This window comes from Roseibium sp. MB-4 (assembly GCF_053005265.1).
In genome coordinates, this window is sequence record NZ_JBRKQB010000001.1 from 1,661,684 (window position 1) to 1,682,858 (window position 21,175).

The window sequence follows — 21,175 nt, forward strand, 5'->3', positions numbered from 1 at the left end:
TCAATGCGCACTCGTGATCCTGCAGCAACGCACATAGTCATGAGACACGCGCGCGAAACCAGAGGCCCACACCCTCCGAAATTGTGCCTAGGAATTTCAGAGACTTATCCACAATCAGCCTCGGACGCTGAATAACCTCCTCGCATTTTGCGAATTTAAGGAATTGGTAACCATAAAATTTCAAGACTGGCAAAGCTTTAGGCAGGAAAAAGACCGCCATACCCATCCATGGCGGCATGTTCAGGAGAACTCTCATGCCAGTCATTTCCTTCGCGAATGCAAAGGGCGGCGCCGGCAAAACCACAGCCGCCTTGCTGTTGGCAACAGAAGTTGCCGCCCGCGGAAAGCGTGTCACGATCTTCGATGCAGATCCGCAGAAATGGATTTCGAAATGGCATGAACTGCCCCGGACCTGCAAAGGGATTTCCGTGGTCAGCCAGATTTCCCCTGCTTCCATCACGGAACAAATCACCCAAGCCTCTGAGACATCCGATTATGTGATCGTCGATCTTGAAGGCACGGAGAATCTGATCGTTGCAAACGCCCTTTCGGTGTCCGATCTGGTGGTGATCCCGATCCAGGGATCCTCCATGGATGCCCGGGGCGGTGCAAAAATTCTGACCCTGATCAAAAAGCTGGAGAAAATCGTCCGTCAGGACATCAAGCACTGCGTCGTGCTGACACGCTCCAACGCGGCCGTAACGACAAGGGCCATGAAGGCGGTGCAAGACTTTCTCTCAGCGCAAAACATCGATGTTCTGATGACCCCGATCGTCGAGCGCGCAGCCTTCCGCGATCTCTTCGAGTTTGGCGGCGGCCTTGCAAACCTTGATCCGAAGATGGTCTCGGGCGTTGAAAAGGCCCGGGAAAACGCCTCCCTTTACGCGGCAGAAGTTCTGGAGCGGGCAATCAGCGCTCCGAAGAAACGCTGGTACAACGTCTTCCGACGCGCCAGCTAGCTCCCTGATTGACAGCTGACTGAACGCCGGGCCTTTGCGCCCGGCTTTTTTTGATCCTGCTCATGGAGGTTGTTGGTCAGGCGGGATAAGCTTTCAGGAAAACAAGCTGACTTACAGGCATCGTCCTGATCCCGCTGGAGAATTTCATGCCCCTCTCCCCGACACGGCTTCTGATCGCCGGTGCGCTCGCCGTCTCACTGTCCGCCTGCAATCCCGATGACGGCAGCGTCGCCCTGGGCACTCTGGAGCGCGACCGTGTGGCACTGACAGCCACGGCTGCAGAGGTTCTGGTCGAGCTTCCCGTCCCGCAAGGCTCACCGGTCAGCAAAGGCACTGTGCTCGCCCGGCTGGATGCGACACAGCAACAAGCCGTCGTTAATCAGGCCGCCGCCGAAGTCGAAAAGTCGCGCGCTAATCTTGAAAAGCTTGAGAACGGCGCACGGCAGGAAGAGATCGCAAAGGCCGAAGCCGCTGTCGCCGGTGCCAAGGCGGAGCTGGTGGAGGCCGAAAATAACTTCGAACGCTACCAAGACCTCACAACACGCGGCACCACCAGCCAGGCCCAGCTCGACAGTGCACGGGCCAGCCGGGATGCGGCAGATGCGAGCCTGAACAGCGCCGAGCAGCAACTTCTTGAGCTGGTCACCGGGACCCGTCCGGAAGACCTGGAAATGGCCCGCGCGGAACTCGCCGCGGCCGAGGCCAGTCTTGCAACACAGCAAAAGATCTTGAGTGACCTGACGATTGTTGCTTCCCGGGACGGCGTTCTGGACAGCCTGCCCTGGAACCTTGGAGAACGGGTTACTGTCGGCAGCCCGGTCGCCGTGATGCTGGCGGGCGATGCCCCTTATGCCCGTGTCTATGTCCCCGAACCCCACCGGGTGAAGATCAACGAAGGCGACACGCTTTCCATTCGCGTTGATGGCCTCGACGATCCAATCGACGGCCAAGTGCGCTGGATCAGTTCAGAGCCGTCCTTCACACCCTACTATGCGCTCAACCAGTCGGACCGCGCGCGGCTCATGTATGTCGCTGAAATCCAGTTGCCCGACAGCGCCTCCAACCTGCCGAACGGTGTTCCGGCACAAGCCGTGCTGCCGTGACCGCGCCCATGTCCGACATTGTGATCCAAGCCGAAGGGCTGGTGAAAAGCTTCAAGGGCTTCCGGGCGGTCGACGGCCTCGATCTGACCATCGAGCGTGGCATGATCTACGGGTTTCTCGGCCCCAACGGATGCGGCAAGACAACCGCCATCCGCATGCTGACCGGCCTGCTGACACCGACAGAGGGAAGCGTCGAGGTTCTGGGCCTGTCCGTGCCCAAGGACGCAGAAGCGTTGAAATACAAGATCGGCTACATGACCCAGGCCTTCTCGCTTTATGGCGATCTGACTGTCTTGGAAAACCTCAATTTCATGGGAACCGTTTACGGCCTCGCCCGAGCCCAGCGCAAGGAACGCATCGCCGAGGTGATGAACCGCTATGAACTGACGCAACTTAGCGACCGGTTTGCGGGCAAGATGAGTGGGGGCCAGCGCCAGCGCCTTGCCCTCGCCGCGGCCGTGTTGCACGGTCCGCAATTGCTCTTTCTGGATGAGCCGACCTCGGCGGTGGACCCGGAATCCCGGCGGCATTTTTGGGAGCAGCTCTTCGACCTGGTCGATGAGGGCACGTCCATTGTTGTGACAACTCATTTCATGGATGAAGCCGAACGCTGCCACAAGATTGCGATCATGGAAGCCGGTCAAAAGCGTCTTGACGGCACCCCCAGTGCGCTGATGTCCGCCATGGGTGCCAATGTGGTGGAGATCGAAGCGCCGAACCTGCGCGACATCCGGCGGCATCTTCTGGGCACCGAAGGCATCGTGACAGCTGCGCAGCTTGGGGCGCGCTTGCGCGTGCTCGTCAAAGACAGCATCCCTGACCCAGAGGGCTTTTTGAAGTCCAACCCGCAAACAGCAAGCGCGACAATTGTCGAACAGGTCCGGCCCAATCTGGAAGACGTCTTTGTCACCGCAACTGGAGAGGGGCGCCAATGAGGTCGATATCGCGCATTCTCGCCGTCTTTTCCAAGGAACTGGCCCAACTCCGCCGTGACCGGATGACCTTTGGAATGGTCGTGATGATTCCGCTCATTCAGCTGATCCTGTTCGGCTACGCCATCAACACCAATGTCCGCGACATCCCGATCGCGGTGGTCGATCAAAGCCAGACCGGCATCAGCCGCATTCTCGTACAGATGGTCGAGGCAACCCGGGTCGTGATGGTGACCGAGCGGCTGACCACACCGGAGGAAGCCGAAGAAGCCATCCGCTCTGCCCGCGTCCGCGCCGCCTTCATTCTACCCGACGACCTTACTCAGAGACTGGCAAGGTCTCCAGCTGTGGGTCTTGGCACGCCACCCTCGACAGATCAGGAAACCAGTCGCCCGGTTGCCCAGTGGATTGTCGACGGCTCGGATACGATGATCGCGAGCTCGATCAAGAGCCTTCGAAACATGCCGCTTTCAGAGATCTACCGGCAGGCGCCCAACCGGTCGACACCGACCTTTGAAGTCACGCTCTTCTACAATCCCGAACAACGCACCGCGGTCAATATCGTGCCGGGCCTGGTTGGCACCATCCTGACGATGACGATGATCATGTTTACCTCTGCTGCGATTGTGCGCGAGCGGGAACGCGGCAACATGGAAATGCTGATCAACACACCGATCCGGCCGATCGAATTGATGGTCGGAAAGATCATCCCCTACATTTTCATTGGCCTTGTGCAAACGATCATCATTCTCAGTCTGGGGCACGTCCTGTTCAACGTGCCGCTGGATGGCAACATCATCGACCTCTTTGTCGGGACGCTTTTGTTCATTGGGGCAAGCTTGTCGCTCGGTCTGGTGTTTTCCACGATCGCCCAGACCCAGCTTCAAGCCATGCAGATGACCGTCTTCGTCCTCCTACCGTCCATCCTTCTGTCCGGATTCATGTTCCCTTACGAGGGCATGCCGGTTGCGGCGCAGTACATTGCCGAAGCGCTGCCTGCGACACATTTCATGCGCATGATCCGGGGCTTCGTGCTCCGGGACGCAACGCTGATGGATGTTCACCGCGACGTCATCTGGATGAGCGGTTTCTTTGTCTTAGGCATGGTCGCCGCTGCCGTCCGGTTCAAGAAACGTCTGGATTGATACCCTTACTACTGTCCGCTATCCGGCAAGGCGGGAAGCGAACGCAGGTAGAGCGTGATGGCCGCTGCGTCTTCGTCAGTCATTTTGGCAAGATACCCGTATGGCATCGGCGGCAGCATGCGCGCCCCATCCGGTCGAACGCCCTTTCGGATCATGCCATCAAGCTCAGCGTCACTGTATTGCGCCAGCCGTGTTGGCGTGATGTTCGGTGCAACAGAAACACCCCATGGACCATGAAACTCAAATCCACCTGCTCCAAGATGTGTGTCAAACATCGGCCCTTTAGGACCAAAGGTTGTGTGGCATTCGGTGCAATGGGCGATTGGACCGGCGAGATAGGCACCGTACTCAAGCGTAACACCATGCGGCACTTCTGCGACGCTGATGACCGGCGGTCCATAGGCCGGCGGAAGCGGAATATTGTAAACGCTTTGCCCGGGATCATGATCGACAGCTGGAACCTGGCGCAGATACATCACCATGCTCATCAGATCATCATCTGATATGCCTCTGTAAAGCCCGAATGGCATGGGCGGGCCAATGATGCTGCCATCAGGGCGAATGCCTTCCCGAATAGCGCGGCCCAGCTGTTCATCCGTCCAATCGGCCACACGGCTGCCCGGGGTAATATTCGATGCGATGGCAGTGAACATGTCGTTCTTCTCAACCATCATGCCGGCCAGTCCCATGTCCGCCACCGGCCCATCCGGACCTTGTGGTGTATGGCAATTGCCGCATCCGGCAGGCCCTTCCACTAGATATCGGCCGCGCTCCAGCGTGGGCTCAGCACCCGCGGTTCCCATACCGAGAAAGGCAACTGCGGCTACGAGACCGCATGAAAGTCGTACAAGTCTGCTTGTTGTCGTGCGCATACCAGAGCCTCCCAGCCAATGTGACGCTTGGGAATGCTACTCTCATGTCGCGCTGACGGATATGGTCAGGATTGACACTTCCGGAATGAAGTCTGTGACGCCAGCAGTCGACTTCACGCGCCCACGAAGGCTCGAATTGCTCCTGAGATCGTGTCGGCAAACCTTTCTTCGATCGCTTGGCGGTCTTCCTCGCCATACATACCGGTGAGCGCTGTTTGGGAGATCGTCAGATACTGGATTGCACCGATCAGCTGAAACAGTCCAGCCCGGATCTCGTTCAAGGGAGCGGTCTGCCACTTCGGGGTTTTGCGGGCAAGTTCCGTCAAGGCTTCGAGATAGGGCTTCATGGGCCAGAAGCGCGCGGTTTCCTCGGTGTCAAGGAGTGCCCGGACAACAAGACGTGCTTCTGCCTGCCGCTCCAATGAGTATTTTGCAAGACCTTCAAAGTACGCGACGAGGCCGGCTGCAGGATCCCCAGTCCCGGCCTTTGCCACCTCCGCGCAGAGCTTGTCCGAAAGCCTCTTGAGGACCGCGCCATAAAGCTTTTCCTTGGTGCCGAAGAAGTGCAGCAACGCCTGCTTGCTGACACCAGCCTCCTTGGCAAGTGCTGCAAGGCTGACGCCATGAAAGCCCGTCTCGGCAAATTGGCGCTCGGCAATTTCCAGATACCGGTCTACGGCCGGCGCTGCGTTTGTCATCTGCTTTGTCCTTTGCTGTCTCCTATAACGCCTGCTTGACAACTTACCAAGTGGTAAGTTAACTTACCAATCGGTAAGTCGTTGGAAGGAGATGCGCGATGGATCGGACAACAGAAATCAGACTGATCAAGGAAATCATCGGTTTGGCTGAACAAAAATCAGCCTATCTGGATGAAACCATCGCCCACTCGCCGATCTCACGATATGCCAGCCCGGAACGCTTTGAGCGGGAACGATCTGCCCTGTTCCGCCGGCATCCGATGATTGTCGCGCACTCCTCCGAGCTCGAAGGGCCGCAAGCCTTTTTGACCAAGGAGTTTCTCGATCTGCCGGTTTTGCTGGTCCGGGACGGTGACGGCAAGGTCAACGCCTTCTTGAACGTCTGCCGGCACCGCGGCGCAAAACTGGTTCGGGAGGAGAGCGGCTGCAAGCGCATCTTCACCTGCCTCTATCACGCCTGGAGCTGGAGCAATGACGGGGCCTTGCGCGGTGTGCCGCACGAGGAACAGGGCTTTCCGGATTTGCCGCGCGCAGAACGCGGCCTGAGGCGCCTGCCCGTTGCCGAAGCTCATGGGTTCATCTGGATTATCGCCAATCCGGATGCGGCGAATATGCCCGATATCGATGCCTGGCTGGGTGAAATTGCGACAGACTTCAAATGGCTGGGCATGGCAGATCACAAGGTCGCCGTTGCGGAAACGCTCGAAATCAAGGCGAATTGGAAAGTGCTGGTCGAAGGTGGCCTGGAAGCCTACCACTTTCGCGTGGCGCACAAGAATACGATCGGCCCCTATTTCACGGACAATCTCTTAACCTACCGCATGTTTGGTCGGCACATTAGATCGGTTCTGCCGCGCATCTCGATGCCGGACCTCACCCAAACACCGGAAGAAGACTGGGAAATCCGGCGCGATGCCAACCTGCTCTATACGCTTGTGACAAACTGCCAGCTGCTGGTTCAGCAGGACCACGTGATGTGGTTTCACTATGAGCCGGTTGCTACAGACCGTACCCGGGTGCGGATCGTAACGCTGGCACCGAAATCCTACACGGACACGGAAGAGATGCGCGAACGATGGGCAAAAAACCAGCTGATCACGACCACGGCCCTCAAGGAGGATTTCGAACTTGGTGAGGAAATCCAGTCCGGCTTTGCCTCAAAAGGCAATCCAAGCCATGTCTTCGGACGTTATGAGGGCGCGCTCAACCGGTTCAATCTCGTTGTCGAGGAAATATTGGCAAATTGAGCGTACAGCCACTTTGGCTGCCGCATTCCGTTGTCTGCCCTGCAGTCCGATGAAACACTCTTAGCTATCGATGCTCGACACTTCAAAACAAATCCAAAGAAGTTATACAACACACCACAAACTTTCTTATTCCCGTAAATAAAATTTAATGTTCTAGATCTCGAATAAATGTAATTGTGGCAGAAACTGCCAAACACGCCACAATTATCTGTGCCAGTCTCAAGACATTGTGATCCAGAGGGAGAAGATCAATGTCTGTGCGCAAGTCTTTGCGCCGAGCGGCTCCGCTCGGCCTTGCGGGTCTTTTGTGTATTACTGCCGCGTCTGCAGAAGAGCCGCCGAAAGTCAATCAGGAAGACTTGAATGCGTCTGCCCTCAAAGACCCGAAGGCCGCTTTCATAGAAGCGTTTGAGGCCGGTGATGAGCTGACCGAGGCGACATTTACGGCCGAACGCGGGGTCGGAGCCAAGGTCAGCCAGGACGGCAAGATGTTTACGCGCATGCCGCGGGCAGATCTGGAACTATTCGGCGAGTGGACCACACATCTGCCGGAGCGCGAAGCTGGCCCGGTCGCCCAATCCTGTATCTCCTGCCATTCGGCGCCTTATGCCAATGGGGCCGGTCCAAACCCGCTGAACGGGATTGTCGACCCGCTGCACACGGGCGACCCGTCCAAGTATCTGCACCGGAACACACCGCATCTCTTCGCGCTTGGCGCGGTGCAGCGGATTGCAGAAGAAATGACGGCGGAACTCCTTGCCCAGGAAGAGCTGCTTCAAAAGGAAGTCTGCACCTTGGGCGAAAATGCCTCGGTGAACCTGACAGCAAAGACCATCAGCTTCGGCACACTCTCTGCAACGCCTGAGAAAGATCCGCTCACCGGTATCTGTATTGCCGAATACGACCGGTCCGCCATTGAGGGCGTGGACGAAGACCTCGTGGTCCGCATGTTCGGCTGGAAGGGCTCGCACGCCAGCTTGAGGGCCTTCACCCGCCACGCCGCCCATAATGAGCTCGGCATGCAGGCAGACGAACTGGTGGGCAACCATGACGGCGACCATGATGGCGTGACCGGAGAGCTGTCCGTCGGCGATCTGACCGCCTTGTCCATCTATATGGCCGCCTTGGAGCGACCGACCTCGAAACTCGAACTGGCCAAACATGGCCTTATGGAGCTGACAGCCGGCGAGGTTCTGGAGATCGAGCGCGGCGAACGTCTGATGACCGAAGCCCAGTGCACCACTTGTCATGTGCCGACGCTCAAGATATCGACCCCGATCTTTTCCGAACCGAGTTTGCAGGCCGGTTTCCGGGAGGACATTTTCCCTTCCGGCCAGAAAGCGATCGACAGCGGTCTCGATGGTCACGCGCCAATCTGGTTCGACCTCACAGAAGACAGCCCCAACAACCATATCGTGACCGCCAAGGGCGAAACACTGAACCTTGGGGCCTTTCCGAAAGCAGGCGACGGCGGGGCACTTGTCTCCTGGTACTCAGACTTCAAACGGCACGAGATGGGCGAAGACCTCGCCGATCCGGTAGATGTGCACGGATTTGGTGCGTCCGTCTGGCCGACGGCCTCACTTGCCGGCGTCGGTTCGACCGGCCCCTGGCTGCACGATGGCAACGCGACGACCCTGGATGAAGCGATCCGGGCCCATGGCGGTGAAGCCGAAGCCAGCCGTCTTTCCTATGAGGCGCTTGGCGACACGGACCGCGCGGCCATCATCGCCTTTTTGGAAAACCTGATCATCATCGACCTCGACCCGGAGGAAGAGGACGAAGAAAATCACGCTGCGGCCTCACAAGGAGCGGCATCTGAGGACACCAGCACCAGGACTGCCCGCCTGGTCACCGTCCTTCCGCCCGTAAAACCCTGATGCCCCGAAACAGAAGGGTTTGCCACTTCTTGATGGCAGCGTGAAACTGCCGCGGTGGTCCAGCATCCACCCGCATCTGGACCACCGCGGCAAGTTATTTCCTATGCATTTTCAAAAAATTGGTTGAGCTTTCGAGATTGAAACCGATCACGTGGGTTCGAAGGCCGCCTGCTCTTCTTCCCATTGCTGCTGCGCCTCGATCGTCACACCGTACTTGAACATATCGAATGTAAACTCTTGCAATTCTCGACCTTCCGCGACCCGCTTGGGTAAGTCGGGGTTGAGCATCGCCGTTTTGCCGATAGAGACAAAATCAGCTTTGCCGGAAGCAATTAGCTCATTGGCGTCCGCAACGACATGAAGTCCACCATTGGCGATCACGGGCAGATCAGTCAGATCCCGAGCGTAGGCTGTCAGGTTTTCCCCGGCTTCTGTGTAGCTGTGCACGGCATAGCCTTCTTTTTCGCTCGCAAGGTGAGTGAAATCGGCGCCCGCGTCCGCAACCGCCTCAAATATGACCTTCGCGTCTGCCAATCCGTTTGGCCAGAAGTAGTCTTGGATGTTTGTCTTGGCCTGGGATAACCGAACCCCGACAATGAAGTCTGATTTTGTGGCGCCCTGTGCCTCCTGGATGATCTCCTGTGTCAGCCGAATCCTGTTTTCCAACGTGCCGCCATATTGATCCTGACGAAGGTTCGTTTCCGCTGTCAGGAATTGATCGAGCAGATACCCGTTTGCACAGTGGATCTCGACGCCATCGAAGCCTGCAGCCTCTGCCCGCAGGGCGGCCTGGCAAAAACCGCGCTTGATGATCTCGATCTGGGCGAGGCTCAGTTCGTCTGGCACGTCGTAGCCCCCCTGACGGTGACCATAGCCCTGCAGCATGGACCCGGCTGGCCGGACCGGAGACGGTGCGACTGGCTCCATGATATGTTGAGAGACGGCGCCAGCATGAATGAGCTGCAAGATGACCTTCCCACCCTCGGCCTTGATTGCCTGGACGACCCGTTGCCACCCCATCTCCTGAACATCGTTCACAAGCCCCGGCTGACCGGAATAACACTGCGCCCATTTTTCATCGGTGAAGGCCCCTTCCGTAATGATGAGGCCGTAACCACCCCGGGCAAAACCGGCATAGTATTCCGCCATGTTCTCCGTTGGCACACCGTCTGCGCCGGCGCTGGCACGTGACATTGGCGCCAGAACGTAACGATTGGAAAAAGTGCTTGTTTTAATTGTCTTTTCTTGAAGAACCGGAAAGGTATGTGTCATCTGTGGTGCCCTTTGTTGAGGAAGTGCACGACAGTTAAATTCCACATTATCTTTTGACAAGTACGCACTATTTTTGCTTATACATACAAAAAAGTAACTAATAGGCTTTCCGATGGCTCAGAACCAACAAATTGATCCGCTGTTTTGCCCGACTGAAACCGCCCTTGGATTGATTGGCGGAAAATGGAAAGGGATGATCTTGTGGTGTATTTGCCGCAAGACAATGCGGTTCAACGAGCTGCACCGCATAATCCCGGATATTTCTCAGCGCATGTTGACCAAGCAATTGAGAGAACTGGAAGATCACAAAATCATTGTGCGGAAAGTGTATCCACAAATCCCGCCAAAGGTGGAGTACAGTCTCAGTGCGCACGGAGAAGCCTTGAAACCAATTCTCGATCAACTCGAAGACTGGTCCCGCTCCTATCTGGAACAACGGCAGGCTGAGAGCTGACGCCCGAAAGCAAAATCAACCCGCTTGCCAAACCTTGATGGCATCTATCGGATAAATCAGCATCAGAACATTCAGTGTGAGATTGTCGCGGATCACCCAGAGCGCCAGAAGCTCAAAGACGATGCCGACCACGACCGTGACCCAGACCGGCATCCGCCAGGCGAAGAAGAACCCGGCGAGCATCCAGAGAATATCGAAAACGGAATTCAGAACGCTGTCGCCGGTATACCCGACGGCAATCGTTGCCTCCCGGTAGCGGTCGATGATCCAAGGGCTGTTTTCCGCCACTTCCCAGGCCGCCTCGATGAAGATCGCGCCAAGCGCGCGTTCTCCGACAGACCGCTGTTTGAAGACGAACCAAAGCAGCCAATAGAACAAAAATCCATGGATGATGTGGCTGAAGGTGTACCAATCGGCGATGTGCTGGGACGACCCGGCCACGTCGCTCGCCGGTGTCCAGAACCGCACGTATCCGCACTCACAGATCGGAATCCGGCCCATAATCAGTAAGATCACTGCTGTGGCTAAGATCATGAGAAGGCCGGTGAAGAGGCAAGCGCGGTTGGTCATTTTCTCTTTCTTTTTGTTTTAGTTCAGCCACAAAGCCGAGAAATGCAGGATTTGGGCAGCGAACCTTCCAATCAGTGGGTAGCAGCATTCAAACGATTGGTCATCCATTCAGTGCCTTGACGAGAAAACTCAATGCCTGCTTCAATCGACCATGCGCTCAGGTCCCGGATCAGGTCCGGGACGGCGCACTGGAGGCCAAATCGGCGGCCACTTTACTTGGCGCAGTCCCGGCCTTGCGCCGGGACCTGACCGGGAAAAATCACGCCTTGAAATCCCGCTGGAGTTTTGCCGCAAATCCCTCTAGAACCTTGCGCCAACGAAACATCAATCCGTCCGGCCTTTTGTGACGGCTTGCGCTCCCGGATCTCCGGTGTGATGCGCGGCCAAGTCGATGGTTTTGTCCGGCGGTTTGCTCAGGAGACACCTAGATGGCCACCAACGGCGCGGCGCCGCACCAGACCCGGCGCACCTTTGCGATCATTTCCCACCCGGATGCCGGTAAGACGACGCTCACCGAAAAGCTCCTCCTGTCGGGCGGTGCGATCCGGGCAGCCGGTCAGGTCCGCGCGCGCGGGGAACGCCGCCGCGCCCGCTCCGACTGGATGAAGATCGAACAGGAACGCGGCATTTCCGTCTCCTCATCCGTCATGACGTTCGAGCGCAAGGGTATCATCTACAACCTTCTCGACACGCCGGGCCACGAAGACTTTTCCGAAGACACCTACCGCACGCTGACCGCCGTGGATGCTGCCGTTATGGTCATCGATGCGGCCAAGGGCATCGAGACCCAGACCCGCAAGCTCTTCGAGGTTTGCAGGCTGCGCGACATCCCTATCATCACCTTTGTCAACAAGATCGACCGTGAAGGCCGGCATGCGCTGGAGATCCTCGACGAAGTGCAAGAAGCCCTCGCCCTCGATGTGTCTCCGCAGACCTGGCCCGTCGGCATGGGCTCCGACTTTTTCGGCGTTTACGACTGGCAGAAAAAGCAGTTCCACACATCCGGCGGCGATCGGGGCGGGCCTTATACGGAAACCAAGACCGTGTCCGGTCTGGACGATGACGCCCTCACCGGAACCGTCTTCGACCGGATCATGGACGAGCTCACCGAAAACGTGGAACTCGGCGCGGAAGGCTATGCGGAGTTCGACAAGGAAAGTTTCCTGGAAGGCCATTTGACCCCAGTGTTCTTCGGCTCGGCCTTGCGGGACTATGGCATCGAGGAAATCCTCGATTTCATCGCCGATTTCGCCCCGCCGCCGCACTCCCAGCCGGCGACTGGCGGACGGACCATCATGCCGAACGAGGACAAGGTCACCGGCTTTGTCTTCAAGGTTCAGGCGAACATGGATCCGAAACACCGCGACCGCATTGCGTTCGTGCGCCTGTGTTCGGGCACCTTCAAGCGCGGCATGAAGCTGAAGCACGTACGCGCGGGCAAGCAAATCGCTGTCTCCGCGCCGATCTTCTTCTTTGCCGAGGAACGCGAGATCGCTGACCTTGCCTACCCAGGCGACGTGATTGGCGTGCCGAACCACGGCCAGCTGCGCGTTGGCGACACCTTGACCGAAGGTGAAAACATCCACGTCACCGGCCTGCCAGCGTTTGCGCCGGAAATCCTGCGCCGCGTGCGCCTGTCCGACACCATGCGCGTCAAGCAAATGCGCCAGGGCCTGCAGGACCTCGCTGAAGAAGGCCTTGTTCAGATCTTCAAGCCGGACCTTGGCTCCAACTGGATCGTTGGCGTTGTCGGCGCGCTGCAGCTCGACGTGGTAGTCGATCGCCTGCGCGCAGAATACGGCACAGAAATTGGCTTTGAGGCCGTTCCCTACACGACCGCCCGCTGGATCGAGACCGACAGCCAGACCCTGCAGAAGATGATCGAAGGCCACCGCATGTCGATCGCCAACGACCGCGACGACAAGCCTGTCTTCCTGTTCAAGAACGCCTGGGAAGTGGGCCACATCACCGAAAAATTCTCCGATGTCACCTTCCGCGAAACCCGCGAGATCGTCTACGAGGGCTGAGAAACAAGGGCCTTGTATGACATGACCGTCACTTTTCGCCCTGTCGCGCCATCTGATTGCGATCTGATTTGCCGGCACCGGCACGACATGTTTCAGGCTGCTGGCGATCAAGAGGCGGCAAAAGCTGCCTTGAGCTTGGCCTATCGAGAGTGGCAGGAAAACGCACTCCAGTCCGGGGCTTATTTCGGCTTCATCGCAGAAGTGGGCGAGGTTGCTGTCGGCGGTGTTGGACTGATGGTCATCGACTGGCCTCCTCACCATCTCCACCCGGACGTCTTGCAACGCGGGTATGTGCTGAACGTTTTTGTCGAACCGGACCACCGGGGAAAGGGCGTCGCCAAACGCCTGATGGCCGCATCCGATGACGCCTTCAATGCGCGCGGTATCACCCATGCCGTTCTGACCGCGACCGATCAGGCGCGACCGCTCTACGAACGCGACGGGTGGCAGCAAACGGCCCAGATGGCCAAGGAAATTGGCTGACACAGCTCAGGCAAATTCAAACTTCGATCAGAAGACATCCGTTTGCGTGTCCATGAGGATGTAAAGACCGGCGACGATCATGACGAGCGGGGCAAGGCGTTCGAAAAATTTCTCTGTCGCCGGTGTCGGCTTTATGAGACGGCTCAAGAACGTCCCAAGCGCCAGAAGCGCTGCCACCGCGATCAGGGCGCCGGAGAGGACAAAACGGTCGAGCTCGGGTCTCGTATCTGCAAAAAACGTTGCCATCAAAACAAAGGTGTCGGTGCTGAGCGCCAGGAAAAGGGCAACCACCCCGATGATCGGTCCTGGGGCGGGCGGGTTCTTTTCTGTGACCGCAGGTTTCCGGCGGTTTTTCAAGACCTCACGAAACCCGAGTGCTACGGGGACAATTCCCAAAAGACCAAGATCGGCAGGTGCCAGAAGCGCGGCTCCGCCGCCCACCAGCACCGCCCCGCCGATAACGACGACCTGTGCCAACAAAAAACCTGTGATGGCCGCCGGTTTCCGCCCGGTGGCCGCAAGCGCCAAAAAGGCGAACAACCCGTCAATATTAGTGAGTATGTAAGTGGTTGCGACAGAGAGCGCAAAAAACATCCAGCAGATCCAAGGCCATGGCGTTTCAAGTACGACCATCAGTCATAAACAGGCCAAGGCAGCCTGTCCCGGAAAAACCGTCATGAGATGGATGCGGAGGCCTGGCGAAGGGGTGAATTTTGCACCTTCACACCTAAAAGGCGTGCCCCCTCGTCAAAATTAAGGAAGTCGAAATCTGCCTTTCTACGAATTTTTCACAAGGAGTGTTTTAGCAAATTTCCTTTTTATTTTCCAGAAACTCCGAAATCCCAAGTTTTACTAAAATACGAGCTCGTTTTTCGGCTAACTGCACTTATACTTGCGAGATAACGAAAAAACGGCTTGCGAGAAATTGGGATCGTGTTGTCCACGGAGATTGGGGCCAGTCAAAAAGGAACTTCCAGAGCGCCAACCGGGCATCAGCAAGCTGATGCACCGGCAGGAAAAGCGCGCCTGAAGCGGATCCACAAGCTGTCCCGCCCGTTCTGGGCGTCTTTCATCATTGGTGCCGTGAGCCTGCTTGTATTTGCAGCCTTCCTGGTCAACGCACTTGACCGGCAAGCGATCACGTCAAGTGAACGGGTCATGGGTTCGGTCCTTGGAGAGCGCCTGGATCGGCTTTCGGAACTGACACTGGAATACGCCTACTGGGATGAGTCGGTGAACCGGCTCGTGGACAGCTTCGATGAAAACTGGGTAGAGACCACCTTCGTCGATTACATGTACTCAGATCTTGGGATTATCGGTGTCCACGTTGTGGATGGTGAGAATGCGGACCGTTTGCACATTTACGAAGACGCTGTCACCGACGCCGGTTCCATGAAGCGTTACGGGCCAGATGCGGAAAAACTGATCAACCGCGCCCGTCGAACCCCGACCAATGAAACGCCGATACCAGCCACCGGTTTTTTGGGTGCAATCGATGATCTCTATCTCGCTTCCGCGGCGCGCATGACCACCTACGATGCTGAGACAGATACAAGCACTGATCATGTCATGATGTTCGTGCGCCCGCTGGATGACGAGGCGCTCGCGGATCTTGGCGAGAAATTCCAGCTGCCGGGTCTAAAGATTACGACACAAGACCCCTCGTATTTTCAGGCTCATTGGCCAATCCGAACCGAAGACGGCACAACGCTCGCCAGCTTTGTTTGGAACCCGGTTCTTCCAGGCCAGCGGCTGCTGCCCCCCTTGGCGCTCGGCCTGATCATCGTTTATGCTGGCATGATGATCGCGGCCCGGGCGTTTTTGAAGCAGGCGACCCATATGGTCAGTGCTCTGGACGCTGCCAAGAAACGAACCGAGCGGGCCAAGGAGTTGCTTGCGCATCAGGCGAACACGGATGCTCTTACAAACCTCGGCAACCGCTGGAGCTTTGAGCAAACCCTTGACGCACTCTCCGCCAAGGCCGACGGCACCAAGGAATTCGCTCTTGTCTGCTTCGACCTCGACCGGTTCAAGACAATCAATGACACCTTGGGGCACGAAACCGGCGATGAAGTTCTCAAATATGTCGGTGAGACTTTAAGCTCGCTCACCTACCCGCAGGACAAGGTATTTCGGCTCGGTGGGGATGAGTTTGTGATCGTCTTCGGCTTGACGGACCGTGAGCGTGTTCTGGCAGTCGCAAAGGAAGCGATCGCGATCCTGTCTCAACGGGTCACGCTCAACGGCCATTCCTGCCACTTTGGGGCCAGCGCTGGCATTGCCTATTCGACCGAACCGGTCAACTTGCTAAGGCGGGCGGATACGGCCCTTTACGCTTCCAAGAAAAAGGGGCGCGGCCAAGTGACGGTCTATATCCCGGATTCCACCGACACATCAGCTCAACGGTTACCCGCGACCGAAACACTATAGCCGTCTATTCAGCCGGCTCCGCGATTTGGCGTGCCGGCGCCGGTTCAGTCTTGTCCGGCCGCGTCACCAGATAAACACCCAAAACAATGAGGCCAAGAGCCGGCCAGGCGGTCCAGCCAGGCTGTTCGCCAAGCACAGCGATGCCCAGCAAGGTGCCGATTACAGGCACTGCATAATTCACTTGCTGCAGCCGGGCGGCCCCGATGCGCGGGATCAAGTAAAAATAGATCAAGGCCGCCAGCGCTGTCGGTCCTAACCCCAAATATAGGACCGCCGCGAGCGCCGGAACCGGTGCAGCGGACAGACCAAGGTCCGGCGCGAACAAAACCATGTATCCCCCCAGCGCCAATAGTCCAACGAAGACCGAAGCTGCAGCCATTTGCAAGGGGTCAGGAAAGGGAAATCTCCGTGAGAAAAGTGCCGTGAATGCATAGCAACAGGCCGCAATGACCAGGCAAAGCTCGGGCAGGAGACTGCCAATCCGGCCTGCACTTAAGTCCGGCGCCGCCAGCACGGCGACCCCGGCAAAACCGGCCAGCGCACCGAACACCTTCAGTCTCGTGAGGCTTTCCTCAAAATGGACCAGAGGCGCGACAACAAGAGTGATGATCGGGGCAATGCCCATGATCAGCGCGGCAAGCCCGGTGTTGACCTCCTGCTCTGCGTAACCGATCAGAAGAAACGGCAAGACATTGCCGCTGACGCCGACAATGGCCGCAATGATCCAGCCGCGAGCCCCGAGGTTAAACCCGCCTCCCGTCAGCAGCAGCACCCAGCCCAGAACAGGCGCAGCAATTGCCATCCGCGCAAACACCAACGTGGCCGGGTCAATGTCTTTGACGGCGACACCAATTGCCAGGAACGAACTGCCCCAAAGCGCGGCGAGCACCGACCACAATAGAAAGTCTCTTGCCTGCATGGGCCTATCCTCTAAATTGCTATGAAAGAAATAGCATGCTATTATTTTAATAGCAATGGAGGATATATGACCGACATTCCCGTCCCCGGAAAGGCCGTCCGCGGATCGCGCAGCGGCGCGCCGATCATGGCCCTGTTCGACTTACTGGGACGCCGCTGGGCAATGGGTGTGGTCTGGACCTTGAGCGAACAGGGCCCCTGCACCTTCCGTGCATTACAGGAGGCCTGCGAGAGCATTTCTCCGGCTGTTTTAAATGCCCGGCTGAAAGAGCTCCGGGCTGCAGGCTTCGTCACACAAGGGGACGGCGGCTATTGCGTGTCACCGCTTGGGCAGGAGGTCTATGAAGCGCTCCTGCCACTGTCCAAAGTGTCGAAGGTTTGGGCCGCGCGCATTGAGCAGAGCGGCGCCGGCGCGTCTGAGTAGTCCGCTACTCAGGCAACAGCAAGACGGATCAAGACGGCAGCGCTGGCAATGATATGCGCGAGCGTTATGATGACCGATGCGCCATGCAGAACCTTGAAACGCTTTGTTTCGCCCGCATCGGTCGCCGCGTTGATCATCGGCATCAGGACCTGTCTTGCAAAGATCGCGGATGCTGCAATCAGGACCATCACCACGCACGAGACCACATCAAGAAATCCGGTCCCAAGCGCCGCGGCCAAGGATGCCGCGATCACAAACAGATAGAAGTGCGGGAAAGCTTTCCGGATCAGGGGTCCTGCCGTTTCCGCCGGCAGTGCGGTAAAAACGAAGGCCGCAAAGCCAAAGGAATAGAGCGTCATGCCGCCGAACAACAGCGCAGTCACAAGAAGGGTCGCTGAGGTGACGATCATTTCTTAGGTCTCCGTGTGACACTGGGCAAAATGTAGGGAACGGTTGCCTGGTACTGCCGAAAACGATCCCCGAACTGAGAGGCGAAACGCCGTTCCTTCAGCATCGGTGCAAGCAGGCAGTAGGTTGTCAGAAAACTTGCAACAGCGAGCTGGTCGGGCGTCCAGACCGGCACCGTCCACGTTGTCAGGGCAAAGGACACATAAATGGGCTGGCGGATGATCTTGAAAAGACCCGTCTCCGGCATGTCCGGGAACATCGGGCGAATGTTTTGTGCCAGCGACATCCAGCCAAGCGCTCCTGATTGCACCTCAGCGCCTGCGTCGTAACTCGCTTTGATCAACAACAGCCATGAGAGCGTGTAAAGCCCGCACAAAATCCAAAAAACCGCTCCCTCCGCTTGCCACCAAATCACACCGCTTGGTGTCCAGAATGCGAACAGCAAAAGCAGCTGGAAGGAGGCGATGATGGCATAGGTCGTGGTCGCCAGTGTTTTGCCGTGTCCGGACGGTGCAAGAGCTGCCAGCCATTTCCTGCCACGAGCCGACAGGAGCACGGAGTGGGTCAGTGGGAACTGGAGCAAAAGGAACGCATTGGTGAAATACCGCCATGGATCCGGAAGCGTGCCAAGGCTGCGGCTCATCCCGAAAAACATTGCAGCGATCATGGCAAGAACTGCTGCCGCAAAGAGTGTGTGGCAGACAAGACCGTAGAGATAGGCGAGCGCAATCCGGCCGCGCCCGGGCGGGACGGACAGCATTCCCGCCACCAAGCGGAGCAGTCTTTTCAAAGGTCTCAGGTCAACCAGCGTCATCGCTGAAAGAACCTAGCGCCGTGCGTCCTTATCGCCAGTGGCACTTGACGGTTTGTCGCAGAGGTCTGAGAGATCCCCAAAAAGTTGGACCAGGGTCGGCCGAAAACCGCCGGAAACCTTGGCGACCCCGGTCATCTTCCTAGTTACACGATTGAGAGTTGAGGGAGAACTGAATGTCTGAACCAGTTGTTGCGCAAAAAGCGCCCTATGCGGTCGAAGTTGAAGCGGGCAAAAACTACTTCTGGTGTGCGTGCGGCAAGAGCGCGAACCAGCCGTTTTGCGACGGTAGCCACAAGGGTACCGATTTCGCGCCGGTCAAATACACGGCGGAAAAGGACGGCAAAGCGTTCTTCTGCGGCTGCAAGGCAAGCAGCAAATCCCCGCTTTGCGATGGGACGCACAGCAAGCTGTAAACACGAAACAGCCGGACCGGGGACCCCGATCCGGCTGTCTTCAGATTTTCGTTGTGTCAGGACGCCCGGGCTGCGGACGGCGGCAATTCGATATCGATGCCAAGCGTGGTGACATCGCCTTCCCGGTCCATTTCAAGCCGGACGGCATCGGGATCGATATCGATCCGCTTGGCCACGACCGCCAGAATGTCTTCGCGAAGACTGGAAATCAGCGCTGCATCATCGCTGTTGCCGGCGCGTTCATGCGCGAGAAGGATCTGCAGCCGGTTCTTGGCAACCGAAGCGCTTTGGCTTCTCTTGCCAAAAAGGCTCAGGATGTTCATGCCGCCCTCCCCTTGAAGATCTTGCCGAACAAGCCCTTCTTTTCTTCCGGGATGGTGACGGGAATGTTTTCCCCCAAAAGACGGCGCGTTGCTTCCATGTAGGCCCGGGCCGCGGGGGAACCTTCATCGGCCAGCGTGACCGGCAAACCGACGTTGGAGGCCTTCAGGACGTCCTTGCTTTCCGGGATCACGCCAATGAGCGGCACAGACAGGATGTCCACCACATCGTCGGTTGCCAGCATCTCGCCTGTTTTGGCGCGGGCGCTGTCGTACCGGGTGATCAGAAGGTGCTTGGGCATGCGCCCGCCCTGCTCCGCAACCTGCGTCTTGGCGTCCAGAAGCCCGATGATCCGGTCGCAGTCGCGCACGGAGGACACTTCCGGGTTTGAGACAATGATGGCTTCATCGGCATGGCGCATGGCCAGCGTCGCGCCGCGCTCAATGCCAGCCGGGCTGTCGCAGACGATCCAGTCGAAGTAATGGCGCAATTCGCTGATGACGCTGGCAACGCCCTCTTCGGTGAGCGCGTCCTTGTCGCGGGTCTGGGAGGCCGGCAGAAGGAAAAGGTTGTTCAACTTCTTGTCGCGCACCAAAGCCTGCTTGATGGTCGCCTCGCCGCGCACCACGTTGACCAAATCGAACACGACGCGCCGTTCCGCCCCCATGATCAGGTCCAGGTTGCGCAAGCCCACATCGAAGTCGATGGCACAGACTTGATAACCTTCCTTGGCCAGTGCCGAGGCGATTGCGGCGGATGTGGTTGTCTTACCAACCCCGCCCTTGCCTGACGTGACCACAACGACCGTTGCGTTGCTCATGGTGTTCGTCCCACTTGTTGACGGTGCAAAGGCTCTTCGCGGCCCCGACCGGAGTTAACTCAGTTGTTCAAAGACAAGGCTCTCGTCTTCAAAGCGGATCTGCGCCGGTGCGTTGCGCAGAGCCGCGTCGAAGTCATCGGCAACCTTGTAAAGTCCATTGATGGACACCAGTTCAGCGTCCAGTTTCGAGCAGAAGATCCGCGCTCCGTCCCGTCCGGAAACCCCGGCCAAAGCGCGTCCGCGCAGGGCGCCATAAACGTGGATTGATCCGCCCGCGATGATCTCGGCGCCGGAGCTGACCGAGCCGACAATCGTCACGTCGCCATCCGGATGCAGGATGCTCTGACCGGAGCGCACATGTTCGGTAATGACGATCGACGACCCATTGGCCTCTGGCGCCGCTCGAGGCTGCCGATCTGCTTTTTTCGCAATCGGCTTCTCAGCGGTCTTGATTGCCGGGTCCGGATCAGATGCATCTGTTTTCGCTGTCTTTTTGGGCGCATCGGTGTTGCCGATTGTCTTTTGGCCCGCAGCTTCTGTCGCCGCCTCGTTCCCGACAGCGGTTTCCGGGATTTCGACATCAGCCGTCAGACGTCCACCTCCGAAACTCGGCGGCATTCCCGGTTTGAGGCGCGTTCCGGAAATCCCGTCAATGCCGAAAACCCGGATGGACCGCTCGCTCAAGCCGTCCAGAACGGTCTCAAGGTCCTCGATCGGGATCTTTGTGCCGCGCACGTCCAGAACGATCGGCCGGTCGATGAAAAATCCCGGTGTGCGCGCGATGATCCGGTCAATCTCCTTGAACCAGTCCTGATAGGGCGGCTCGGGAGATAACACGATCGCAATGAAGGATTTTCCCTTGAATTTCATCAAAGAGGCCCGGCGTCTTTCTCAAACGGAGTGCTTAGTCGCATAAACCTATCATTAACCGAACCGGACAATTGGGCAGCGGACCGTTTTCCACGGATATCCAAATTCTCCCGAG

23 protein-coding genes are annotated in these 21,175 nt (G+C 57.7%); 12 read left to right on the plus strand and 11 right to left on the minus strand.

The features are described from left to right. Window positions 1-254: 254 nt before the first annotated feature. The 4 genes from ACVDG4_RS07740 (at window position 255) to ACVDG4_RS07755 (ending at window position 4,139) form a co-directional block, all read left to right on the plus strand. Window positions 255-959 (plus strand): AAA family ATPase, encoded by a 705-nt coding sequence (locus ACVDG4_RS07740; RefSeq protein WP_133952930.1) that lies wholly within the window; start codon window positions 255-257, stop codon window positions 957-959. A gap of 146 nt (window positions 960-1,105) precedes the next feature. Continuing rightward, a complete protein-coding gene (locus ACVDG4_RS07745) occupies window positions 1,106-2,062 on the plus strand; it encodes an HlyD family secretion protein (protein WP_447234606.1) in 957 nt (318 codons plus the stop codon). Window positions 2,063-2,070: 8 nt separating this feature from the next. After that, complete coding sequence (locus ACVDG4_RS07750) at window positions 2,071-2,997, plus strand: ABC transporter ATP-binding protein (RefSeq protein ID WP_447234607.1); 927 nt, start codon at window positions 2,071-2,073, stop codon at window positions 2,995-2,997. After that, entirely contained in the window at window positions 2,994-4,139 is a 1,146-nt protein-coding gene (locus ACVDG4_RS07755; RefSeq protein ID WP_447234608.1) for an ABC transporter permease, read from the plus strand. Before ACVDG4_RS07750 ends, ACVDG4_RS07755 begins: the two co-directional genes overlap by 4 nt. Window positions 4,140-4,147: 8 nt before the next feature. Here the strand turns inward: ACVDG4_RS07755 and ACVDG4_RS07760 are convergent, their stop codons facing one another. Continuing rightward, window positions 4,148-5,011 (minus strand): c-type cytochrome, encoded by an 864-nt coding sequence (locus ACVDG4_RS07760; protein ID WP_447234609.1) that lies wholly within the window; start codon window positions 5,009-5,011, stop codon window positions 4,148-4,150. Window positions 5,012-5,124: 113 nt separating this feature from the next. Then, window positions 5,125-5,709, minus strand: coding sequence for a TetR/AcrR family transcriptional regulator (locus ACVDG4_RS07765; RefSeq protein WP_409690170.1), 585 nt, complete (start codon window positions 5,707-5,709; stop codon window positions 5,125-5,127). A gap of 98 nt (window positions 5,710-5,807) precedes the next feature. On the opposite strand from ACVDG4_RS07765, the gene ACVDG4_RS07770 reads away from it, so the two are divergent. Both ACVDG4_RS07770 and ACVDG4_RS07775 read left to right on the plus strand, forming a co-directional pair. Then, window positions 5,808-6,956 (plus strand): aromatic ring-hydroxylating oxygenase subunit alpha, encoded by a 1,149-nt coding sequence (locus ACVDG4_RS07770; RefSeq protein WP_447234610.1) that lies wholly within the window; start codon window positions 5,808-5,810, stop codon window positions 6,954-6,956. A gap of 251 nt (window positions 6,957-7,207) precedes the next feature. Beyond that, window positions 7,208-8,836: a di-heme oxidoredictase family protein gene (locus ACVDG4_RS07775; protein WP_447234611.1), complete on the plus strand. Its 1,629-nt coding sequence runs from the start codon at window positions 7,208-7,210 to the stop codon at window positions 8,834-8,836. Between the two features lie 147 nt (window positions 8,837-8,983). On the opposite strand, the gene ACVDG4_RS07780 is transcribed toward ACVDG4_RS07775, so the two are convergent. Then, a complete protein-coding gene (locus ACVDG4_RS07780) occupies window positions 8,984-10,108 on the minus strand; it encodes an oxidoreductase (RefSeq protein WP_447234612.1) in 1,125 nt (374 codons plus the stop codon). 112 nt (window positions 10,109-10,220) lie between these two features. On the opposite strand from ACVDG4_RS07780, the gene ACVDG4_RS07785 reads away from it, so the two are divergent. Then, complete coding sequence (locus ACVDG4_RS07785; protein ID WP_133952939.1) at window positions 10,221-10,562, plus strand: winged helix-turn-helix transcriptional regulator; 342 nt, start codon at window positions 10,221-10,223, stop codon at window positions 10,560-10,562. A gap of 15 nt (window positions 10,563-10,577) precedes the next feature. Here ACVDG4_RS07785 and ACVDG4_RS07790 read toward each other — a convergent pair whose 3' ends face one another. After that, window positions 10,578-11,132 (minus strand): DUF2585 family protein, encoded by a 555-nt coding sequence (locus ACVDG4_RS07790; protein WP_447234613.1) that lies wholly within the window; start codon window positions 11,130-11,132, stop codon window positions 10,578-10,580. Window positions 11,133-11,560: 428 nt separating this feature from the next. Between ACVDG4_RS07790 and ACVDG4_RS07795 the strand changes: the two genes are divergently transcribed. Next, window positions 11,561-13,159, plus strand: a complete 1,599-nt coding sequence (locus tag ACVDG4_RS07795) for a peptide chain release factor 3 (protein ID WP_306146395.1) — start codon at window positions 11,561-11,563, stop codon at window positions 13,157-13,159. A gap of 21 nt (window positions 13,160-13,180) precedes the next feature. After that, complete coding sequence (locus ACVDG4_RS07800; RefSeq protein ID WP_447234614.1) at window positions 13,181-13,642, plus strand: GNAT family N-acetyltransferase; 462 nt, start codon at window positions 13,181-13,183, stop codon at window positions 13,640-13,642. Between the two features lie 27 nt (window positions 13,643-13,669). Here the strand turns inward: ACVDG4_RS07800 and ACVDG4_RS07805 are convergent, their stop codons facing one another. Next, window positions 13,670-14,236 carry a hypothetical protein gene (locus ACVDG4_RS07805; RefSeq protein WP_447234615.1) on the minus strand — a complete coding sequence of 189 codons (567 nt, stop codon included), beginning with the start codon at window positions 14,234-14,236 and terminating at the stop codon, window positions 13,670-13,672. Window positions 14,237-14,575: 339 nt separating this feature from the next. Here ACVDG4_RS07805 and ACVDG4_RS07810 point away from each other — a divergent pair, with 339 nt between their 5' ends. Further along, on the plus strand, window positions 14,576-16,072 hold the full coding sequence (locus tag ACVDG4_RS07810; RefSeq protein ID WP_447234616.1) for a sensor domain-containing diguanylate cyclase: 1,497 nt from the start codon (window positions 14,576-14,578) through the stop codon (window positions 16,070-16,072). Between the two features lie 4 nt (window positions 16,073-16,076). Here the strand turns inward: ACVDG4_RS07810 and ACVDG4_RS07815 are convergent, their stop codons facing one another. Continuing rightward, window positions 16,077-16,991, minus strand: coding sequence for a DMT family transporter (locus ACVDG4_RS07815; protein WP_447234617.1), 915 nt, complete (start codon window positions 16,989-16,991; stop codon window positions 16,077-16,079). A 66-nt stretch (window positions 16,992-17,057) separates the two neighbouring features. On the opposite strand from ACVDG4_RS07815, the gene ACVDG4_RS07820 reads away from it, so the two are divergent. Next, complete coding sequence (locus tag ACVDG4_RS07820) at window positions 17,058-17,414, plus strand: winged helix-turn-helix transcriptional regulator (RefSeq protein WP_447234618.1); 357 nt, start codon at window positions 17,058-17,060, stop codon at window positions 17,412-17,414. An 8-nt stretch (window positions 17,415-17,422) separates the two neighbouring features. On the opposite strand, the gene ACVDG4_RS07825 is transcribed toward ACVDG4_RS07820, so the two are convergent. After that, window positions 17,423-17,824, minus strand: a complete 402-nt coding sequence (locus ACVDG4_RS07825; protein ID WP_447234619.1) for a DUF4149 domain-containing protein — start codon at window positions 17,822-17,824, stop codon at window positions 17,423-17,425. Next, window positions 17,821-18,582: a methyltransferase family protein gene (locus ACVDG4_RS07830; RefSeq protein WP_447234620.1), complete on the minus strand. Its 762-nt coding sequence runs from the start codon at window positions 18,580-18,582 to the stop codon at window positions 17,821-17,823. Before ACVDG4_RS07830 ends, ACVDG4_RS07825 begins: the two co-directional genes overlap by 4 nt. A 227-nt stretch (window positions 18,583-18,809) precedes the next feature. Here ACVDG4_RS07830 and ACVDG4_RS07835 point away from each other — a divergent pair, with 227 nt between their 5' ends. Further along, the gene (locus tag ACVDG4_RS07835) at window positions 18,810-19,049 is read left to right on the plus strand and encodes a CDGSH iron-sulfur domain-containing protein (protein ID WP_008191849.1); all 240 of its coding nucleotides are present in this window, start codon (window positions 18,810-18,812) and stop codon (window positions 19,047-19,049) included. A gap of 56 nt (window positions 19,050-19,105) precedes the next feature. On the opposite strand, the gene minE is transcribed toward ACVDG4_RS07835, so the two are convergent. From minE to minC, 3 genes are read right to left on the minus strand one after another with little or no spacing between them, the layout of a single operon-like run. Continuing rightward, the gene (minE, locus tag ACVDG4_RS07840; RefSeq protein ID WP_008195613.1) at window positions 19,106-19,372 is read right to left on the minus strand and encodes a cell division topological specificity factor MinE; all 267 of its coding nucleotides are present in this window, start codon (window positions 19,370-19,372) and stop codon (window positions 19,106-19,108) included. Next, window positions 19,369-20,190 (minus strand): septum site-determining protein MinD, encoded by an 822-nt coding sequence (gene minD / locus ACVDG4_RS07845; RefSeq protein ID WP_008195504.1) that lies wholly within the window; start codon window positions 20,188-20,190, stop codon window positions 19,369-19,371. The genes minE and minD overlap by 4 nt, the downstream gene beginning before the upstream one ends. Before the next feature lie 54 nt (window positions 20,191-20,244). Then, the gene (gene minC, locus ACVDG4_RS07850; protein ID WP_447234621.1) at window positions 20,245-21,060 is read right to left on the minus strand and encodes a septum site-determining protein MinC; all 816 of its coding nucleotides are present in this window, start codon (window positions 21,058-21,060) and stop codon (window positions 20,245-20,247) included. Window positions 21,061-21,175 lie beyond the last annotated feature (115 nt).